At 61.4% G+C, this 18,814-nt stretch carries 19 protein-coding genes; 7 read left to right on the top strand and 12 right to left on the bottom strand.

All coding sequences use genetic code 11. The features are described from left to right. Positions 1 to 44: 44 nt before the first annotated feature. The 7 genes from ACA062_RS14010 to glcC form a co-directional block, all read right to left on the bottom strand. Complete coding sequence (locus tag ACA062_RS14010) at positions 45 to 1,331, bottom strand: OprD family porin (protein WP_497456911.1); 1,287 nt, start codon at positions 1,329 to 1,331, stop codon at positions 45 to 47. 55 nt (positions 1,332 to 1,386) lie between these two features. Further along, positions 1,387 to 2,700 (bottom strand): MFS transporter, encoded by a 1,314-nt coding sequence (locus ACA062_RS14005; RefSeq protein ID WP_497456910.1) that lies wholly within the window; start codon positions 2,698 to 2,700, stop codon positions 1,387 to 1,389. Between the two features lie 67 nt (positions 2,701 to 2,767). After that, positions 2,768 to 3,292, bottom strand: coding sequence for a gamma carbonic anhydrase family protein (locus ACA062_RS14000; protein WP_497456909.1), 525 nt, complete (start codon positions 3,290 to 3,292; stop codon positions 2,768 to 2,770). Positions 3,293 to 3,304: 12 nt separating this feature from the next. Continuing rightward, complete coding sequence (locus tag ACA062_RS13995; protein ID WP_497456908.1) at positions 3,305 to 4,495, bottom strand: CaiB/BaiF CoA transferase family protein; 1,191 nt, start codon at positions 4,493 to 4,495, stop codon at positions 3,305 to 3,307. A gap of 22 nt (positions 4,496 to 4,517) precedes the next feature. Beyond that, complete coding sequence (locus tag ACA062_RS13990; protein ID WP_497456907.1) at positions 4,518 to 5,447, bottom strand: hydroxymethylglutaryl-CoA lyase; 930 nt, start codon at positions 5,445 to 5,447, stop codon at positions 4,518 to 4,520. A 104-nt stretch (positions 5,448 to 5,551) separates the two neighbouring features. Beyond that, positions 5,552 to 6,463, bottom strand: coding sequence for a LysR family transcriptional regulator (locus ACA062_RS13985; protein WP_497456906.1), 912 nt, complete (start codon positions 6,461 to 6,463; stop codon positions 5,552 to 5,554). Beyond that, complete coding sequence (gene glcC, locus ACA062_RS13980) at positions 6,463 to 7,230, bottom strand: transcriptional regulator GlcC (RefSeq protein ID WP_497456905.1); 768 nt, start codon at positions 7,228 to 7,230, stop codon at positions 6,463 to 6,465. Before glcC ends, ACA062_RS13985 begins: the two co-directional genes overlap by 1 nt. 234 nt (positions 7,231 to 7,464) lie before the next feature. Here glcC and glcD point away from each other — a divergent pair, with 234 nt between their 5' ends. The 5 genes from glcD to ACA062_RS13955 are packed head-to-tail and all read left to right on the top strand — an operon-like array spanning position 7,465 to position 13,900. Further along, the gene (gene glcD, locus ACA062_RS13975) at positions 7,465 to 8,964 is read left to right on the top strand and encodes a glycolate oxidase subunit GlcD (RefSeq protein WP_497456904.1); all 1,500 of its coding nucleotides are present in this window, start codon (positions 7,465 to 7,467) and stop codon (positions 8,962 to 8,964) included. Beyond that, positions 8,964 to 10,028, top strand: coding sequence for a glycolate oxidase subunit GlcE (gene glcE, locus ACA062_RS13970; RefSeq protein ID WP_497456903.1), 1,065 nt, complete (start codon positions 8,964 to 8,966; stop codon positions 10,026 to 10,028). Before glcD ends, glcE begins: the two co-directional genes overlap by 1 nt. A gap of 3 nt (positions 10,029 to 10,031) precedes the next feature. Beyond that, positions 10,032 to 11,249 (top strand): glycolate oxidase subunit GlcF, encoded by a 1,218-nt coding sequence (gene glcF / locus ACA062_RS13965; RefSeq protein WP_497456902.1) that lies wholly within the window; start codon positions 10,032 to 10,034, stop codon positions 11,247 to 11,249. A 19-nt stretch (positions 11,250 to 11,268) separates the two neighbouring features. Then, a complete protein-coding gene (locus ACA062_RS13960; protein WP_497456901.1) occupies positions 11,269 to 11,670 on the top strand; it encodes a heme-binding protein in 402 nt (133 codons plus the stop codon). 55 nt (positions 11,671 to 11,725) lie between these two features. After that, the gene (locus ACA062_RS13955; RefSeq protein WP_497456900.1) at positions 11,726 to 13,900 is read left to right on the top strand and encodes a malate synthase G; all 2,175 of its coding nucleotides are present in this window, start codon (positions 11,726 to 11,728) and stop codon (positions 13,898 to 13,900) included. A gap of 169 nt (positions 13,901 to 14,069) precedes the next feature. On the opposite strand, the gene ACA062_RS13950 is transcribed toward ACA062_RS13955, so the two are convergent. The 3 genes from ACA062_RS13950 to ACA062_RS13940 are packed head-to-tail and all read right to left on the bottom strand — an operon-like array spanning position 14,070 to position 15,699. Then, positions 14,070 to 15,008, bottom strand: coding sequence for a type II toxin-antitoxin system HipA family toxin (locus ACA062_RS13950; RefSeq protein WP_497456899.1), 939 nt, complete (start codon positions 15,006 to 15,008; stop codon positions 14,070 to 14,072). Then, on the bottom strand, positions 15,009 to 15,383 hold the full coding sequence (locus tag ACA062_RS13945; RefSeq protein WP_497456898.1) for a HipA N-terminal domain-containing protein: 375 nt from the start codon (positions 15,381 to 15,383) through the stop codon (positions 15,009 to 15,011). It abuts the gene before it with no gap. Continuing rightward, positions 15,373 to 15,699: a helix-turn-helix domain-containing protein gene (locus tag ACA062_RS13940; RefSeq protein ID WP_497456897.1), complete on the bottom strand. Its 327-nt coding sequence runs from the start codon at positions 15,697 to 15,699 to the stop codon at positions 15,373 to 15,375. Before ACA062_RS13940 ends, ACA062_RS13945 begins: the two co-directional genes overlap by 11 nt. 353 nt (positions 15,700 to 16,052) lie before the next feature. On the opposite strand from ACA062_RS13940, the gene yghX reads away from it, so the two are divergent. Further along, positions 16,053 to 16,940, top strand: a complete 888-nt coding sequence (gene yghX, locus ACA062_RS13935) for a YghX family hydrolase (protein WP_497456896.1) — start codon at positions 16,053 to 16,055, stop codon at positions 16,938 to 16,940. 13 nt (positions 16,941 to 16,953) lie between these two features. Here the strand turns inward: yghX and ACA062_RS13930 are convergent, their stop codons facing one another. Together ACA062_RS13930 and ACA062_RS13925 are read right to left on the bottom strand one after the other, a co-directional pair. After that, positions 16,954 to 18,108: a carboxylate-amine ligase gene (locus ACA062_RS13930; RefSeq protein WP_497456895.1), complete on the bottom strand. Its 1,155-nt coding sequence runs from the start codon at positions 18,106 to 18,108 to the stop codon at positions 16,954 to 16,956. Between the two features lie 11 nt (positions 18,109 to 18,119). Continuing rightward, positions 18,120 to 18,368, bottom strand: coding sequence for a hypothetical protein (locus ACA062_RS13925; protein ID WP_497456894.1), 249 nt, complete (start codon positions 18,366 to 18,368; stop codon positions 18,120 to 18,122). Positions 18,369 to 18,534: 166 nt separating this feature from the next. Between ACA062_RS13925 and ACA062_RS13920 the strand changes: the two genes are divergently transcribed. Beyond that, the gene (locus ACA062_RS13920) at positions 18,535 to 18,774 is read left to right on the top strand and encodes a hypothetical protein (protein ID WP_497456893.1); all 240 of its coding nucleotides are present in this window, start codon (positions 18,535 to 18,537) and stop codon (positions 18,772 to 18,774) included. The last annotated feature ends 40 nt before the right edge of the window (positions 18,775 to 18,814 follow it).

Genomic DNA, 18,814 nt, shown 5'->3' with positions numbered 1-18,814 from the left:
AGGAGCTGGCTTGCCAGCGAAGGCGATGTGTCTGTCGATGACACTTAGAAGTTGATGGTATAGCCAACAATCACCCGGTTCTCATCCGCCGCATCGGCAAAGTTCGAGCGCATCGTCGCGTTACGCCAGCGCAGCGAAACATTCTTCATGGCCCCGGACTGGATGACGTAGCTCAGGTCCGTCGTCCGCTCCCACTCCTCCCCCTCCCCACCCGAGGCCCGCAAGCCTGCAGCCTTGACGCTGCTGATAGTCGTCGGATCCACTTGGTCACCCTTCACATAACGCAGGTTGAAGGTCAGCCCAGGTACACCCAGCGCAGCGAAATCGTAGTCATAGCGCATCATCCAGGCCCGCTCATTGGCCAGTGCGAAGGTGCTGACCTGCTGCTCGCTGAACAGATAAGTGTCGGTACCGCCGACGTACGCGTAAGCCGTGTCGCCGCGGACTTTCTGGTAGCCGCCGCTGAAGGTATGGCCCTTGATCGAATACCCGAAGTTGGTGCTCAAGGTCTGGTTATCGACCTTGCCCAACAACTCGCGCCCGGTTTCACGGGCGGAAAAATAGCGCCACTCCGTAAACACAGCGCCCGGCCCCATCCCGATCTTGTACTTGAACCCGGCGAAATCGCGCCGAAACAGGTCTTCCAGCTGGCTGGTGTGCAAGCTCAGCGTCAGGTTCGCGAGGGGTTGGTAATCAGCACCGGCGTAGTACAAACGATCCCCGGTCACGGTAGCCGAATAAGCCCCCTGCTGCGCCATCGCCGTCAGGTCTTCGAAATCGGTAGAGTCGCGTAGTTTGGTCGAGTCCACTTCCAGCGCGGTGAAGGTGAACTTGTCCAGGTCCTTGCTCACCAACTGGGCACCGTTGAACCACTGCGGGAACAGCCGGCTGTTGTTGGACGCCAGCAACGGCAGCTGCGGACTGAGACCACCCACTCGGACCTCCGTCTGCGCTAGCCTGGCCTTGAACGTGCCGACCGCTTTTGAATAATCGTCGACCGCACGCTTGTCCGCCCCCCGTGGCAACAACCCGCTGCCGGAGCGATCCGGGCTGGAGTCGAGCTTGATCCCCAGCATGCCCACGGCATCCAGACCAAAGCCCAGCGATCCCGGCGTAAACCCCGATTGCAACTTCAGCATGAAGCCCTGCGCCCACTCGCCGCGCCGGGACTGGGTGGCCGAGTCACCGTGAAAATCACGATCAAAGTAGAAGTTACGCAGCTCCAGACTGCCTTTTCCATCGTCGACAAAACCCGCCTGGACCGCCGATTGAAAGGCGCAGCAAAGCGTCGCGAGCATCAGCGATGCCCGCCGGGTGGTGAATGAAGTCATGTTTGTGCCTTTTTTATTGTTGTTATCAGGAGCGAGGATCGATTCAACGCCCCGGTCAGGCCTTCGGATTCTTGACGAAGCACGCGACCACAATGCACGCGATCAGGATCATCGGCGCGATGGAGAGCATGCCCATGTAGCTGGTCCCGGAGACATCGTTGATCTTGCCCACCATCACTGGCGCGACCATGCCACTGAGCTGGCCGATGGAGTTGATCGCCGCCGTGCCGCTGGCAATCGCCAACCCGGAGAAGGTCGATTGCGGAATGGTCCAGAAGATCGGAATCGCGATGAACGTGCCCGCCGTGGCCAGCACCAGCGCCGCCATCATCGCCCAGGAAGAATCGGAGAACAGGCAGGCCAGCAAGTAACCCACCGCCGCCAGCAACAGGCACATCACCAGGTATTTCTTGCGCTCGCCGGTGCGGTCCGAGAGGCGGGTCAGCCAGATCATGCCGATGCACGCTACGATGTAGGGCAGCGATGACAGCATGCCGACCCAGAATACGCTTTGCACCCCGGACGATTTGATCAGGTGCGGCATCCAGAAATTGATGCCGTAGGAGGCCATTTTGATCACGAAGTAGATCAGCGCCATGATCGCCACTTCCCGGGTCAGCAATACGCGCCACAGCGAGGCATGCACCGGTTTGGCTCTGGCCCGGTCGTGCTCGAGGTTGGCCGCCAGCAGGTCTTTCTCGCCCCGGCTCAACCACTTGGCCGACTCGATATCCCGGTCCAGCTTCCACAGCACCAGCAGGCCCAGCAACACACAGGGCAACCCGGACATCAGGAACAGCCAGTGCCAGCCCGCCAGGCCGAGCACGCCATCCATCGTCCCCAACAGGATGCCGGCCGCCGGCCCGCCCAACGCACCGGCCAGCGGCACCGACAGGAACCACAACCCGTTCATCTTCGCCAGGTGCTTTTTCGGGAACCAGCACGCCAGGTAGAACAGGATCGCCGGGCCGAAACCGGCTTCCATCACCCCAATCAGAAAACGCAGGAAATACAGCGTGTATTGGGTATAGGCGAACATCAGGGCCGCGGTAGCCAGCCCCCAGGAAATCATGATCCGGCAGATCCAGGCCGGCGCGCCGTAGCGCCTGAGGCCCAGGCTGCTAGGCACTTCGAACAGCACATAACCGACGAAAAACATGCTCGCCGCCAGGCCATAGGCCGCATCGGACAAGCCCAGTTCCTGTTGCATCTGGACTTTGGCGAAGCTGATATTGATCCGGTCGAAATAGGAAAACAGAAAGCAGATGATGGCCAGCGGCATGATGCGCCAGGCCACGCGCCGATAAAGCAGCAACTCGTTGATTTCTTCGCTGCGCGCAAGCGGCATTGCGCCAGTCATGGCAACCATGGTGTTTCTCCGATGTTGTAATTATTGGAGAGAAGCAAAAATCCTTCAGGACGTTGCTCAACGGGGTTTAGCTGATGCGAATCAATTTGTCCCTGTAAGCCTGGCCTTTGCTCACATAGTCCCGGGCATTGCCGTGCATGTCGGCGATGGCTTCAGACGTCAGTTCCCGCACGACCTTGGCCGGCGCCCCCAGAATCAGCGAGTTGTCCGGGAACACCTTGCCTTCGGTGACAATCGCGCCGGCACCGACCAGGCAGTTCCTGCCGATCACCGCGCCATTGAGCACCACCGCCTGAATCCCGATCAGCGCGCCGTCGCCGATGGTGCAGCCATGCAACATGGCCTGGTGGCCGATGGTGACGCCCTGACCCACCGTCAGTGCAAAACCGGGGTCGGCGTGCAACACCGCGCCTTCCTGCACGTTGCTGTGCTGGCCGATGCGAATCGGCGCGTTGTCACCGCGCAGCACGGCCTGGGGCCAGACGCTGACGCCTTGCTCGAGCGTGACATGGCCGATAACCGTGGCGTCTTCGGCAACGAAGGTTTCGACGTGGATGGCAGGGATAAACCTGTCGTATTGATAGATAGCCATGGCAACGTCTCCTCAGGCCTGAACGTCGGTCTTAAGCACACCCGCGGCACACAGCTCGGCGATGTGCTCGTCGCTGTAACCCAGTCCGCGCATTACCTTGTGGGTATGCTCGCCGATGCGTGGAATCGAGCGCCGGGGGTGCAGACGCTCGCCATCCAGGGACAACGGCAGCAACGGCATGGCAGTGAAGGATCCGTCTTCGAGCTCAAGATTGGCCAGGCCACCGCTTTGCAGCAGGTGCGGGTCCTCGAACAACTCCTCCGGGCGACGTATCGGTGCAAAGGGAATGCTGTGGGCTTCGAGTTGCACAGCCAGCGCCTGGGCATCCAGGGTGGCGAAGACTTCGGCCAGATGCGCCAGCAGCCGTGGACGCTGCAACACCCGGTCATTGTTGGTGGCGAGTGTCTGGTCGTCGAGCAGCGCGGTCTGGCCCAGCAACTGGCACAAGGCGTTCCACTGCCCTTCGCCGGTGGCGGCGACGAACATTTGCTCACCGCCGGCGAACTCGAACACGTCATAGATCGCCCAGGCGCTGATGCGGTTCGGCATCGGCGCGGCGGCCTGACCGGTCACGGCGAACTGCTGCATGTGCTGGGCGGCGAGCAATACGCAATTTTCGTAGAGCGCGCTCTGCACCTCACGGCCGACGCCGGTGACGTTGCGGTCGTTGAGCGCGGCAAGCACGCCGATGGCACCGAACATGCCGCCCATGATGTCGTTCACCGAGCTGCCGGCGCGTAACGGTCTGCCGACGGGACCGGTCATGTAGGCCAGGCCGGCCATCATCTGTACCACTTCATCGAGGGCCAGGCGATTGTCATACGGCCCCTTGAGAAAGCCTTTGTGCGAGGCATAGATCAGGCGCGGGTTGCGTTGACGAATCGCCTCGTAACCGAAGCCCAGTTCCTGCATGCGCCCGGGTTTGAAGTTCTCGATGAACACGTCGGCGGTGTCGATGAGTTCCAGTACGGCATCGCGTCCTTGCGCGGTGTTGACGTCGATGGCGATGCACTGCTTATTGCGATTGAAGGTGCGAAAGAACCCGGCACCGGCGCCCAGCAGGCGGCGGGTACCGTCGCCGCGGGTCGGTTCGATCTTGATCACTTCGGCGCCGAGATCACCGAGGATCATCCCGCAGGTCGGCCCCATCACCATGTGCGAGATTTCGACGACACGAATGCCATCCAATGGAAGTCTGGACATTATTGTTTTCCTCTTCGCAGATTCAAGCGCGACTGGCGGCTGGGGTGTAATTGAGTGGCAGGCCGGCGCGGGCAATGCAGCCGTAAAGGGCTTCGTCGGGCAATGCTTCGCGCAGCACCTGCCGTGAGGCGATCAGGGCAGCCAGGTCGATGCCCGTGTCGTAACCCATGCTTTGCAGCATGAACACCAGGTCTTCGGTCACGGTGTTGCCGGACGCCCCTGGGGCGAACGGGCAACCGCCCAGCCCGGCCAGGGACGCATCGATTTCGGTGATGCCTTGCTGCACCGCCACCAGGCTGTTGGCGAGCGCCAGGCCGCGGGTGTCGTGGAAATGCGCGGCCCTGAGCTTGTCGCCGGCAATGGCGCGAATCGCCTGCAAAGTGGTCGCCACCTGGCCGGGATTGGCGTAGCCGGTGGTGTCGCCGAGGGACACCAGATCGCAACCGGCTTCGAGCACGTGGCCGGTCAACTCGCAGAGGTCGCTCAGCGGCACATCGCCCTGGCGGGTGCAACCGAAGGCAACCGACATTCCGGCAATCAGCTGAACCCTGTGCAAGCCCATCTCGGTCCGCAACTGGCACATCCGCGCCAGCTCCTCGGCCATTTCCAGCGGTGTGCGCCGGACATTGGCCAGGCTATGGGCGGCGCTGACAGAGACCGGCGCGATGATGCGGTGCGCACCGGATTCCAGGGCGTCGCGGCAGCCGCGCAGGTTCGGCGCCAGGACCGAGACCACCAGATCGGGGTAACTCAAGGCATGGGCCACCACTTCCCTGGCATCGGCCATTTGCGGCAACAGTCTGGCTGGCACGAAGGACGCGACTTCCATGTGGCGCACGCCGGCGGCATAGGCCGCATCGATCCATTGGCGTTTGGCGGTGGTGGGCATGATGGCTTGAAGGCTCTGCAAACCATCGCGCATGCCGACTTCGTTGATCGTTATTGTTGTCATGACGTTCTCTCACAGGCTGAAGCACAGGCCCAGACTAGAGAGACAGCGCGGCGCCGAAAAGACGTGATTCACGGCCTGATCCATCGCCAACCGCGATGGATGGATCAAAGCGTCGATTGGCGCGGCGGTGCACGCAGCAGCAGATGGTCCAGCAATCGACGCGCCGACAGTGACAAGGCATCACGATCGCGCACGCAGATCACAAACTCGCCCAGCGCCCAATCGTCGGTCAGGGGGATGATGCGCAGGTCGAACAGTTGCGCGTAGCGCGCCACCGCTTCCAGCGGGAACACCGCCAGTCCCAGCCCGAACTGCACCAGCCGGAACGCGGCATCGAATGACGAGACATAGGAGCGGAAACGCAGCTCCCGGCCATGCCTGGACGCGTCTTCGCGCATGAAGGTATTGAGGGTGGCGAAGGCCGACAGGCCCAGATGATCAAAGTCCAGTGTCTCTTCGAAGGCAATGCGGCTGCGCTCGGCCAAGGGATGACTCGCACTCACCACGACAGCGAGGTGGTCCTGACGGTAAGGCAGGAATTCCAGGTCGCCCACGGCCATCGAGCGCCGGCAGATGCCCAGGTCGGCATTGCCCTCGGCCACCCCGCGCACGACGTCGGGGCTGAAACGCTCTTCGATGTCGGCCTGGATTCGCGGGTTGTCCAACATGAAAGCGGAGAGTTCTTCCGGCAGAAACTCCATGATCGACGAGACGTTCGCCAAGACCCGCACATGCCCGCGGGCCCCTTCGGCGTATTCGCCGAGTTCGCTGTCGAGTCGTTCCATCGCCCGGGTCAATGACCGCGCATGCCGCAGCAGAGCCAGCCCCGCCGGTGTCGGTTCGACCCCGCGCTTGCTGCGCTTGAGCAGCGGCGTACCGAAGCGCGCCTCGATGTCGGAAATGCGCTTGCTGACTGCCGAGGGTGCGATGAAGGCCCGCTCACTGGCCCGGGCGATGGTGCCTTCGTCGCAGACCAGGATGAACAGGTGCAAGGACAAGTGATCCAGGTGCTGCATCAGGTCCACCCCTCCAGCCGCAGCGTGGCCCGGACCAGCCGTTGCTCCTCGCCTTCGATTTCCTTGAGGTTGTCGCACAGGCTCTGGATGTGCGCGATGGCCGCCTTGCGCGCCTGCTCCGGCATGCGCCCGGTCACGGCGTTGTAGAGTCGCGCGTGGTGGCGGTCGATCTGGCGCTTTTGCGGTTCGCGGTGGTAGAGGTTGTTGACCGAGGCAAAGACGGTGTTGAGCAGCAAGTCGGTCAGCGAGCGCAAGGTCTGCACCAGCACCGGGTTGTGCGAGGCCTCGCAGATGGCCAGGTGAAACGCATGATCGAGCCGGGCGTGGTCGCACGCTTGCAACGGATGGTTGTGGGCATCGATCAATGCTTCGTAAGCACGGGTGATCAGGACAAAGTCGGCGTCGGTTCCGCGCAAGGCCGCCAGGCGCGCGGATTCGCCCTCGAGCAGGCTGCGGACCTCGAACAGATCATAAAGGGTGCGTGGCTGCGAGCTGAACAGGTGCATCAGCGGTGATACCCCACCATGACCGGAAAGATCGGCGACGAATGAGCCCTTGCCCTGTTCGGTCCTGATAATGCCGCGGGCGCGCAACAGCTTCAGCCCTTCGCGCAGTGCCGTGCGCGAGACGCCGAGTTTTTCCGTCAGGCGCCGTTCCGACGGCAACAGCTGCCCGGTCTTGAGCACCCCATCGACGATCAGCCGTTCGATGCGCTCACAGACCACGTCCGCGACTTGCGGATTTCGACTCGTTGCTGCGCTTTCCATTAACCCTCCAACTGGTATGACCAGCTGCATCAGCTTAATAACACCCCGGCAGACACGCTTATAAGCTGATGTTTTATAGAGTGTTTTTTAGACATAGCGGGAAATATCGAATAGAAAACTGGTTCGACCAGTAAAACAACGCATAGACAGTAGACCGCCTCGGGCCAATGATGCAAGTGAGCGTTATCCGCAAACAGGGCTCTAATAAAAACAACCGAGTGCCGTGAACCGCCTATGAACATCCTCTACGATGAACGCGTCGACGGTGTCTTGCCTGATGTCGACAGAACCGCACTGATCCAGGCGCTGCAAAAGCGATTGCCGGATCTGGAAATCCTGCATCAGCGCGAAGAACTCAAGCCGTACGAATGCGACGGACTCTCTGCCTATCGCACCACGCCCATGCTGGTGGTGCTGCCACGTCACCTCGACGAGGTGCAAGGCGTGCTGCGTGTCTGCCATGAACTGCAGGTCCCGGTGGTCGCCCGCGGTGCCGGCACCGGTTTGTCCGGCGGTGCATTGCCCCTGGAAAAAGGCGTGCTGCTGGTGATGGCGCGCTTCAACAACATCCTGCACATTGACCCCGCCGCCCGCACCGCACGGGTCCAGCCGGGGGTGCGCAACCTGGCGATATCCCAGGCGGCGGCACCGTTCGGCCTGTATTACGCGCCGGACCCTTCCTCGCAGATCGCCTGTTCCATCGGCGGCAACGTCGCGGAAAACGCCGGTGGCGTGCATTGCCTGAAGTACGGGCTGACCGTGCATAACCTGCTCAAGGTCGACATCCTGAGCGTCGATGGCGAGCACCTGAGCCTGGGGTCGAATGCCCTCGACTCGCCGGGGTTCGATCTGCTGGCGCTGTTCACCGGTTCCGAAGGCATGCTCGGGGTCATTACCGAAGTCACGGTCAAGCTGCTGCCCAAACCGCAGACCGCCAAGGTGCTGCTGGCGGCGTTCGACTCGGTTGAAAAGGCCGGGCGCGCCGTGGGTGACATCATTGCCGCCGGCATCATCCCCGGCGGCCTGGAAATGATGGACAACTTGGCTATCCGCGCGGCCGAAGACTTCATCCACGCGGGCTATCCGGTGGACGCCGAAGCGATTCTGCTGTGTGAACTCGATGGCGTCGAAGCCGACGTCCACGACGACTGCGAGCGCGTGCGTCAGGTACTGGAACAGGCCGGCGCCACCGAAGTGCGCCTGGCCAAAGACGAGGCCGAACGGGTGCGCTTCTGGGCCGGGCGCAAGAATGCCTTCCCGGCGGTGGGCCGGCTCTCCCCGGATTATTACTGCATGGACGGCACCATCCCGCGTCGCGAACTGCCCGGCGTGCTGCAAGCCATTGCCGCGTTGTCCGCCGAGTACGAGCTGCGGGTGGCCAACGTGTTCCACGCCGGTGACGGCAACATGCACCCGCTGATTCTGTTCGATGCCAACCAACCCGGCGAACTCGATCGCGCCGAAGCCCTGGGCGGCAAGATTCTCGAATTGTGCGTGAAAGTCGGCGGCAGCATCACCGGCGAACACGGTGTGGGCCGGGAAAAGATCAATCAGATGTGTGCGCAATTCAACAGCGATGAGCTGACCCTGTTCCATGCCGTCAAAGCCGCCTTCGATCCCAGTGGCTTGCTCAACCCCGGCAAGAACATTCCGACGCTGCACCGCTGCGCCGAGTTTGGCGCCATGCACGTGCACATGGGTCAGTTACCCTTCCCGGAACTGGAGCGTTTCTGATGCGCAGCGAACACGATATCGATGACAGCGGCGCCCTGTTGGAACAGGTCAACCAGGCGCTGCAAAACGCCACGCCGCTGCGCATCCAGGGCTCCAACAGCAAGGCGTTCCTGGGGCGCATCGTCGCCGGGGAAGTGCTCGACACCCGCGCGCACCGGGGCATCGTCAGCTACGACCCGACCGAACTGGTGATTACTGCCCGCTGCGGCACGCCATTGGCCGAACTCGCGCAAGTGCTGGACGCGGCGCAGCAGATGCTGCCCTGTGAACCGCCGTCCTTCGGTGACGACGCCACTGTCGGCGGCATGATCGCCAGCGGGCTGTCGGGACCACGCCGTCCCTGGTCAGGCTCGGTACGGGACTTCGTGCTCGGCACCCGGGTCATCACCGGGCTCGGCAAGCATTTGCGTTTCGGTGGCGAAGTCATGAAGAACGTCGCCGGCTACGACCTGTCGCGCCTGATGGCCGGCAGCTATGGCGCCCTGGGTGTGATCACCGAAGTCTCGCTCAAGGTCCTGCCCAAACCACGGCAAACCTTAAGCATCAGCCTGGACATGGACAGCGATCGCGCCCTGTTGCGCCTGGCGGAATGGGGCCAGCAACCGCTGCCGATCAGTGCCGCGTGCCACGACGGTCAGCGCCTGCACCTGCGGCTCGAGGGTGGCGAAGGCTCGGTGACCGCGGCCCATGACCGCCTGGGTGGCGAGGTGCTGGATGCTTCTTATTGGGCGGACCTCAACGAACAGCGCTTGAGTTTCTTCGATGAGGACCAGCCACTCTGGCGTCTGTCGGTACCGCATAACACCCCTCGACTGTCCCTGCCCGGCCGGCAGCTGATCGATTGGGGCGGCGCACAGCGCTGGCTCAAATCCGACGCCGAGGCCTCGTTCATCCGCAAGGTCGTCGAAGAGGTCGGCGGGCATGTGACTTGCTACAGCCACGGCCTGATCGACAGTCCGTTCCAGCCGCTGCCGGAGGCACTGATGCGTTACCACCGCAGCCTGAAGCAGCAACTCGATCCCCGGGGCATCTTCAACCCCGGTCGCCTGTACGCGGAGCTCTGACCCATGCAGACCACCTTGAGCGAACACGCCCGCCAGTTGCCCCGTGCCGAAGAAGCCGAAAGCATCCTGCGCACCTGCGTACACTGCGGTTTCTGCAATGCCACCTGCCCGACCTATCAGTTGCTCGGCGATGAACTGGATGGGCCCCGGGGGCGTATCTACCTGATCAAGCAGGTGCTGGAAGGCAACGAAGTCACCCAGAAAACCCAACAGCATCTGGATCGCTGCCTGTCCTGCCGCAACTGTGAAACCACCTGCCCTTCCGGTGTCGACTACCACAACTTGCTCGACATCGGCCGCGCGGTGGTCGATGCCGCCGTGCCGCGTTCGATCGACCAGCGCCTGTTGCGCGAAGGCTTGCGCGGCGTCGTGCCCAATCCGCGACTGTTCAAGGCGCTGGTGAGCAGTGGCCAAGTGTTCCGCGCGTTGCTGCCCACTGCCTTGCAGGCCAAGTTGCCGCGCCGGGTTTACCCGGCGAAGCCGCGCCCGGTCACTCGCCACGCCCGGCAGGTACTGATGCTCGAAGGCTGCGTGCAGCCGAGCCTGTCGCCCAATACCAACGCGGCCACCGCGCGAGTCCTGGATCGGCTGGGAATCGGCGTCACAGCGACCCGCGAAGCAGGCTGCTGCGGCGCCGTGGATTATCACCTCGACGCCCAGGCCGCCGGCCTCGATCGCGCCCGGCGCAACATCGACGCCTGGTGGCCGAGCATTGAAAACGGCGCCGAAGCCATCGTGCAAACCGCCAGCGGGTGCGGCGCCTTCATCAAGGACTACGGACACCTGCTGAGCACCGACCCGGCCTATGCCGAGAAGGCGAAAAAGGTCAGTGCCCTGGCCAAGGACCTGGTCGAAGTGCTGCGCGACGAGCCGCTGGAAAAGCTCGGCGTGCACAGCGACCAGCGCCTGGCGTTTCATTGCCCCTGCACCTTGCAGCACGCACAGAAACTCGGCGGCGCGGTCGAGGCAATCCTGACCCGCCTGGGCTTCAACCTCACACCCGTGCCCGACGCTCACTTGTGCTGTGGCTCCGCGGGCACTTATTCAGTGACCCAACCCGAACTGTCCCGGCAATTGCGCGACAACAAGCTCAATGCCCTGGAAAGCGGACATCCCGAAGTCATCGTCACCGCCAATATCGGCTGTCAATCCCACCTCGACGGTGCGGGCCGAACCCCGGTCAGGCATTGGATCGAACTGGTCGAAGCCGCGTTACCTTAATCCCAAACTGGAGAATCCCATGAAAAGCAAACCCGTACTGAGTCAGACCGAAGTCAGCCAGATCCTCGCTGCCGCCCGCACCGAAGCACAGAACAACCAGTGGGCCGTGACCATCGTGATCGTCGACGACGGCGGTCACCCGCTGGCCCTCGAACGCCACGACGGTTGCGCTCCCATCGGCGCCTACATCGCCACCGAAAAGGCCCGCACGTCGGCCCTGGGTCGGCGCGAGTCCAAAGGCTATGAAGAGATGGTCAACGGTGGACGCCACGCCTTCTTGTCAGCGCCCCTGCTGACCTCCCTGGAAGGCGGCGTGCCGATCATCGTCGACGGCCAGGTCATCGGTGCCGTCGGGGTGTCCGGGGTCAAGGCCGAGCAGGATGCGCAGGTGGCCAAGGCCGGGGCGCAATGCCTGAACTGAATTGAGCCGGGCGCTGTTCGCGCTCGATAAACAGTGTGTGATGGAGATGCAAGAAGTGACCGATTTCGTCAACTGCCAAGGCCTCAGGGTCGCGTCCGTCCTGCAACGTTTCGTTGAGGTGGACGTGCTGCCGGGCACCGGTCTGGACCCGCAGACATTCTGGGGCGGATTCGCCACGCTGGTGCATGAACTGGCGCCGCAAAACCGCGCGCTGCTGGCCGAACGGGATCGCCTGCAAGCCGAACTGGATACCTGGCACCGTGCCCACCCGGGACCGGTGAGCGACATGCCGGCCTATCGCGACTCCCTGGCCGGCATCGGTTACCTGCAAGCGTCACCTCAAGCGGTCAAGGTCAGCACCCGCAATGTCGATACGGAAATCAGCTTGCAAGCCGGACCGCAACTGGTGGTCCCGGCCGTCAACGCGCGTTATGCCCTCAATGCCGCCAATGCGCGCTGGGGATCGCTGTACGACGCACTGTATGGCACCGACGTGATCCCCCATGACGACGGTGCCGAACCAGGCCGCGCGTACAATCCCGTGCGTGGATCGAAAGTCATCGCGTTCGCCCGGGCGTTCCTCGATCAGGCCTTACCCTTGAGCAGCGGCTCCCATGCGACGGTAACCCGTTACCAGATCGAAGACGGGACCCTGCAGGCCACCTTGAACGATGGCAGCCAGACCCGCCTGGCCGACGCCGCGCAGTACATCGGTTTCCAGGGCTCGCTGGCCGCCCCTGTGGCCATCCTGCTGAAAAATAATGACCTGCACGTGGAGATCCAGCTCGACCGGCAGAGTGTCATCGGTCAGGCCGACACTGCCGGGGTCAAGGACCTGCTGCTGGAGGCGGCGCTCTCGACGATCATCGATTGTGAAGACTCGGTGGCGGCGGTCGACGCCGATGACAAAGTGCAGGTCTACCGCAATTGGCTGGGCCTGATGAAGGGCGACCTGAAAGAAGACCTTCAGAAAAACGGCAAAACCATCACCCGCCGGCTGAATCCAGACCGCGAGTACACCGCCGCCGACGGCGCTGCCTTGAAGCTGCACGGGCGTTCACTGCTGTTCATCCGCAACGTCGGGCACCTGATGACCAGCCCGGCGATTCTCGACAATGGCGGGCTGGAAATTCCGGAAGGGATTCTCGACGGCGTCATCACCAGCCTGATCGCCCTGCATGACCTGCAACGCCGCGGTAACTCCCGCATCGGCAGCGTCTACATCGTCAAGCCGAAAATGCACGGCCCTGCCGAAGTGGCCTTCGCCGAGCAGTTGTTCAGCCGCATCGAAGACCTGCTGCAGCTCGAACGCCACACCCTGAAAATGGGCATCATGGACGAAGAGCGCCGCACCAGCGTCAACCTCAAGGCCTGCATTGCCGCCGCGTCCTCACGGGTCGCGTTCATCAACACCGGCTTCCTCGATCGCACCGGTGACGAGATGCACACTGCCATGCAAGCCGGCGCGATGCTGCGCAAGGGCGACATGAAAAGCACGCCGTGGATTGAATCCTATGAGCTTAACAATGTGCTGGTTGGCCTCGACTGCAACCTTCGCGGCCGGGCCCAGATCGGCAAAGGCATGTGGGCCATGCCGGACCGGATGGCCGATATGCTGAAACAGAAAGTCGCCCACCCGCAAGCCGGCGCCAACACCGCCTGGGTGCCTTCGCCAACCGCCGCGACCCTGCATGCGCTGCATTACCACCAGGTCAAGGTGCGCAGCGTGCAGGAGAAGCTCGAACACACCGATTTCAATGGCGTCAGCCAGTCGTTGCTGGAGGGTTTGCTCAGCGTGCCGGTAGTGACCGATCCGTCATGGTCGGCGGACGAGATTCGTCAGGAGGTCGAAAACAACGCGCAAGGCTTGCTGGGGTACGTGGTGCGTTGGGTCGAACAAGGCATCGGCTGCTCCAAGGTCCCCGACATCCACAACGTAGGGCTGATGGAAGACCGCGCGACCCTGCGCATTTCCAGCCAGCACATGGCCAACTGGTTGCTGCACGGCGTGATCACCCGGGACCAGACTGTCGAGATATTGCAGCGCATGGCGCGGATCGTCGACGAGCAGAACGCCAGCGATCCCCTGTACACACCAATGGCGCCTGACTTCGAACAGTCGGTGGCGTTTCAAGCGGCGTGTGCGCTGGTGTTCGAAGGCGGCGCGCAACCCAATGGCTATACCGAACCGTTGCTGCACAAATTCCGGCTGAGGTTCAAACAGCGCTGAACATGTGGGGGCCGGTTTGCCGGCGAAGGCGTTTTCATGGGCGCTGCAAGGCTCGAGGCCGCTTTCGCTGGCAAGCCAGCTCCTACACACTCTCCTGCGCACGGATAGATTGCGGAAAACACCAAACCCTGTAGGAGCCGGCTTGCCGGCGAAGGCGTTTTCATGGGCGCTACAGAACTGGCAATGTGCGCCTCACATCCTCAGCCAGCGCCCGGATATCCTGGTCATCCTCCTGCAAATTCTCGAAGGCAAACGCATTCAATACCTGCCGAGTGGCCAGTACGTTGCGGTCAATCTGGTTGATACCAGACGCCTGACACACAGCCTCCCAGTGAACACGGAAACCTTCGATCTGCCCCAGAACAATCTGCCTGGCTCGGCCACGGTCCAGCAGGAACAGATGCGCGGCGTCCAGGCACAGGGCGATCTGGCTCTGGTTGGCGCCCCCCATGATGAGCATGCCCTGGCTCGCCACGTTCCCTGAGCGATTCTGCGGGCAGATGTCATAGGCTGGCGTCAGGCTATAGGCTTTACCGTCAAAAAATGCCGCATGGTTACGTGCATGGTCATCTGTGTTCCCGCAGAGAATGTTGAACACGAGCCGGGAGAACAGCTCATGCAAATCTCGCTTGGGGTCGTGGAAATATTTCCTGATGAGGTGCGTGAGGTCTTCATAGCTCGTGTAGCGAGCCATCATCTCATCCAGCCCTAACAGCGTCAGTGCCGACACCATAATGCGCCTAGCCCAGCCCCCCGGTTGCTGGACACGGTCGAAGCGCTCGATCAGCAGTACATCCTTGCCCAAAACCTGCTGGATCTTTACCGGTGCGGCATCTAGTCCCAGCAAGTGTGCCAGGCGCATCATGATGAACTCCGACTTGACGACGCTGACCGTATCGTTAGATGCAGAGAACTTGGCTACATACTTCGCCTCGTCTGCCTTGATGAGCGCTTTGGGGCGAGCACCACCGATAGATGACCCATGGCGCAGAGCTTGATCCAGCTCGGCAGTCAGGGGAATTCCCTTCTCTACCAGCTCGGCAGCATTAAGCAGTGCTTCAAGCGTGGCATTGTCGTTGCTGCGTGACACATATTCGGTCGGTGACAACTAAAAATCCAGGGCGCCAATACGGTCAGAGCCGGACTCGAACATATACGTCTGTTCATCCAGGTCTTGATCGTAAGCCGCGAGATCGGCTTTCCCGTAAAGGCGATTGATGATGACGCGTCGCCCCCAGGCATCGGGAGACGCGTCACGTATCCCGCTGGCAATTTTCAAGCCTGCTGGCGGCTCGATCATTTCTGTACCCAGCGGCAGCTCGAGGTTGTTCAGTGGGATGGCCTGGGGATTCTTCAGGTAGCTTTGACCGTAAAGAAAAGCAAACCGGCCATCGCGTCGTCTCACGAACCTGCCGGCGACGACAGGCTCTGTGCTGCCCGGCAACCACATCCATACGTAACAGACTTGATCTTCAGAAGGCATTGCTCACCTCCTTTTTGGAATCGCGCACAGAAGCCGGGAGCAAGGCGATTTTATCGGTGAGAATACCGATCAAGGTGCTCTGGTCCACCGGCGACTCAAACAACTCGATACCCAGGAGATGAGCCACCTCGAACGCCACGCCAATCTCACAGCCTGGCTCACATTTCTCGAGACGCTGTATGAGGCTGCGGGAGACACCGGCCCGCTCAGCCAGCTGCTGCAGGGTCAACCCACGCTCTTTGCGCTTGAGCTGGATCAATTTCCCCAGAATCTCGAGTGCCTTGACGGTGTGGGGTGAATAGATGCGATTGGCCATGATGGACGCTCTTCAGATAATGAAAAGAATTTAGCAACGAAGACGCCTTCAGGCAACCAAAAATACCCGTATACGAACCCTAGATCAATCTCATGATTCATATATAGGTAATAATCCAATACTACACAAAACTCGTTTCGCATCAATGAATATACCCATATACGATCCACTAATCATGTTTATGTATTGTTTACGGGTATTTTTTTCAATCAATCCGGACCGTAAGCTCAATTTGATAACGGCAATCATTTAATCTGCACTTCAGCACTTGTTCTTGAGCGACTACGCTCGATATCTATCGCTCACATCGTCGAGCCGGAAGACTCTCGACCCGCCCAAAAGGAAGCGCACGGATGACCCGTCTCACTGCGAAAGACTTTGCCCCGGAACTGCTCGAGCTGTACGACTATTACGCCCACGGCAAGATCAACCGGCGCGAGTTTCTCGATCGTGCGGCGTTGTTCACCCTGGGCGGTTTGACGGCCAGTGCCCTGCTCGCTGCGCTGAGCCCGAACTATGCACTCGCCGAGCAGGTCGAGTTTACCGACCCGGACATCATCGCCGAGTACGTCACCTACCCCTCGCCCAAGGGCAACGGGCAGGTCCGTGGTTATCTGGTGCGCCCGGCGAAGGCCAGCGGCAAGCTGCCGGCGGTGGTCGTCGTACATGAAAACCGCGGACTCAACCCGTACATCGAGGATGTCGCGCGGCGCGTGGCCAAGGCCGGTTTCATCGCCCTCGCCCCCGATGGCCTGACCTCGGTCGGCGGCTACCCGGGCAACGATGACAAAGGCCGGGAGCTGCAAGCGACTGTCGACCCTGAAAAGCTCATGAATGACTTTTTCGCCGCCATCGAGTGGCTGATGAAGCACGACGCAACCACTGGCAAAGTCGGCATCACCGGGTTCTGTTACGGCGGTGGCGTGGTCAATGCCGCGGCCGTGGCCTATCCGGAACTGGCGGCAGGCGTGTCCTTTTATGGCCGCCAGGCAGAGGCCAGGGACGTCCCCCGGATCAAGGCGCCCTTGATGCTGCACTATGGCGAACTGGATACCCGTATCAACGAAGGCTGGCCGGCCTATGAGAAAGCGTTGAAAGCGGCGGGCAAGACCTATGAAGCCTACATTTATCCGGGCGCCAACCACGGTTTCCATAACGACTCCACGCCCCGGTACGATGACGCGGCGGCGAGGCTGGCCTGGGACCGGACGCTGGAGTGGTTTCGACGGTATCTGGTTTAGCGGTGAGTTCGGGTCATGACGCACACACTGCTCGTTTGATGCACGGTTGCTCCGCCGTCTCCATCAGCAACTGATCCACCACACCCGACAACGCGGCCTGCACATTCCCGGTGCTGCGCAGGATTTGCCGGTAGAGGTCGCGCTGTCGCTCGGCACTGGTACCGTCCCGCAGAATCCGGCGCGCCTGGAAAAAGACCTCTTCCACGCCCATTGCCTGCGCTGCATCGCCAAAGATCTGCGCTGCCATGCACAACCACTGCTCGGCAGAGAAAGGCCGGTCATGACCTTCGACAATGAAGGACGCATGGGTGCCGGTTCGTTTCGCCCGCCAGCGATTTTCCTGGAGGATCCGTCGCGATTGCTGTGACCAGGTCGATCCGGGGCGGGGTTGTTCGATGGCACAGGCGACCAGTAATCGAAACAGAGAGGCGATGCATAAGGCATCCTCCAGTCGCGGGCAGGCATCCGTCATCCGCAGCTCCAGGGTCGGAAACCGCGTCGCGGGCCGTACGCCCCACCAGCATTCGCTGGCCTGGCGGATGGCGCCGGTGCGGATCAGGAAGTCGACGTAGGCGTCATAGGCACCTTGATCTTCGAAGTACTCCGGAACACCCATCCTCGGCCATTCATCACAGGCTGTCTGGCGATAGCTCATGAAGCCGCTGTCGGCACCGTTCCAGAAGGGCGAGGAGCTGCTCAGCGCTAACAACAACGGCATCCACGGCAAGACCTCGTTCATCACGCGAATGCGATCCAGATGGCCCGGCACCTCAACATGCACGTGCAGACCGGATAGCAGGCTACGCCAGGCGACGTGCTGGTAGTCATCGAACAGTTTGAGAAAGTGCGTTTGCTCCGTGGCCTGTTGCGTACGCCAGTCAGCCAAAGGGTGACTGCCGGCCGTGAGCAATCCCAGACCATAGGGTTCGAGCGCGAGCCGCAACCCTTGGCGAGCAGTACCCAGGTAGTCCGCGGCTTGCGCAAGGCTGGTGAAGATCGGGGATGCGACTTCGATCTGCCCCTGGAACATCTCATGGGCAAAACACTCGCCCAGCACCGCCTTGCACGCTTCGATCGCAGCATCGGGGGGCTTGCCGGACATGCACCGGGAATCCAGGTCGGTGATGAAGTATTCCTCTTCGATTCCAAACTTCAGGTGTCGGTTCATCCCTGCGCCCCTCAGTGATAGTCCTCGCCCGCGACCGCGCGCAAATACGCCTGATCCGCCTCGATTCGCAGGTCGCGCCACTCTTCCCAAGTGACGATTCCCTGGCGATCCAACTCATCCGACTGTCGTAGCAGCTCTTCATGGTAGGCATCCGGAGATTCCATGCGTAGCGCGATGTTTTCCAGCGCCCGATGCCAGGCATCCAATGCACACAGTCGGCGTTCCTCGGCCTGCGTCAGCAGGTTTCTGAATGAGTTCATGGCCGTGAGATTCCATAGCTATTTGTGAGCGTTATTTTTTGAATGGAGCTATCGCCTGCGACATAGGTTCATGAGGGCCGACAAGAGGTGTAAAGACGGCGGCAAAAAATCTCGAACTCGGCCCTGGGTGCTGTATCCAATGTGTAGGCCAACCGAGGTAAGCGCGATGAACAACGATGACCGCGACAACGACGTCGAACCCCAAGCAACGTCGAACGCCCCGCCCACTGATTCGTCCGGCAAGCCGGTCAATGTGGTAGAACGAGATATTGAGGACAGAGACAGCGACACCAAAGGGGTGGATGAAAGCATTACGCCCTCTTCCACTCGAACCAAGGAGCAGGACGCCGAGGAGCTCAGGAAAAAAATTGCCGAGATAGAACGCAAGGTGGCGGATGGTAACTAGCGAGGTATTCAGTAGGCGTCCACCTCGCCAGCTACGTCAG

Source organism: Pseudomonas sp. LBUM1679, from assembly GCF_059695565.1.
Note: the sequence above shows the minus strand (reverse complement) of the source record. Positions and strands in the feature narration are given on the sequence as shown.

Excerpts from the sequence above, each read along its gene's own strand:
- ACA062_RS14010 (WP_497456911.1), bottom strand. The coding sequence starts at position 1,331 with ATGACTTCATTCACCACCCGGCGGGCATCGCTGATGCTCGCGACGCTT.
- ACA062_RS14005 (WP_497456910.1), bottom strand. The coding sequence starts at position 2,700 with ATGGTTGCCATGACTGGCGCAATGCCGCTTGCGCGCAGCGAAGAAATC.
- ACA062_RS14000 (WP_497456909.1), bottom strand. The coding sequence starts at position 3,292 with ATGGCTATCTATCAATACGACAGGTTTATCCCTGCCATCCACGTCGAA.
- ACA062_RS13995 (WP_497456908.1), bottom strand. The coding sequence starts at position 4,495 with ATGTCCAGACTTCCATTGGATGGCATTCGTGTCGTCGAAATCTCGCAC.
- ACA062_RS13990 (WP_497456907.1), bottom strand. The coding sequence starts at position 5,447 with ATGACAACAATAACGATCAACGAAGTCGGCATGCGCGATGGTTTGCAG.
- ACA062_RS13985 (WP_497456906.1), bottom strand. The coding sequence starts at position 6,463 with ATGCAGCACCTGGATCACTTGTCCTTGCACCTGTTCATCCTGGTCTGC.
- glcC (WP_497456905.1), bottom strand. The coding sequence starts at position 7,230 with ATGGAAAGCGCAGCAACGAGTCGAAATCCGCAAGTCGCGGACGTGGTC.
- glcD (WP_497456904.1), top strand. The coding sequence starts at position 7,465 with ATGAACATCCTCTACGATGAACGCGTCGACGGTGTCTTGCCTGATGTC.
- glcE (WP_497456903.1), top strand. The coding sequence starts at position 8,964 with ATGCGCAGCGAACACGATATCGATGACAGCGGCGCCCTGTTGGAACAG.
- glcF (WP_497456902.1), top strand. The coding sequence starts at position 10,032 with ATGCAGACCACCTTGAGCGAACACGCCCGCCAGTTGCCCCGTGCCGAA.
- ACA062_RS13960 (WP_497456901.1), top strand. The coding sequence starts at position 11,269 with ATGAAAAGCAAACCCGTACTGAGTCAGACCGAAGTCAGCCAGATCCTC.
- ACA062_RS13945 (WP_497456898.1), bottom strand. The coding sequence starts at position 15,383 with ATGCCTTCTGAAGATCAAGTCTGTTACGTATGGATGTGGTTGCCGGGC.
- ACA062_RS13940 (WP_497456897.1), bottom strand. The coding sequence starts at position 15,699 with ATGGCCAATCGCATCTATTCACCCCACACCGTCAAGGCACTCGAGATT.
- yghX (WP_497456896.1), top strand. The coding sequence starts at position 16,053 with ATGACCCGTCTCACTGCGAAAGACTTTGCCCCGGAACTGCTCGAGCTG.
- ACA062_RS13930 (WP_497456895.1), bottom strand. The coding sequence starts at position 18,108 with ATGAACCGACACCTGAAGTTTGGAATCGAAGAGGAATACTTCATCACC.
- ACA062_RS13925 (WP_497456894.1), bottom strand. The coding sequence starts at position 18,368 with ATGAACTCATTCAGAAACCTGCTGACGCAGGCCGAGGAACGCCGACTG.
- ACA062_RS13920 (WP_497456893.1), top strand. The coding sequence starts at position 18,535 with ATGAACAACGATGACCGCGACAACGACGTCGAACCCCAAGCAACGTCG.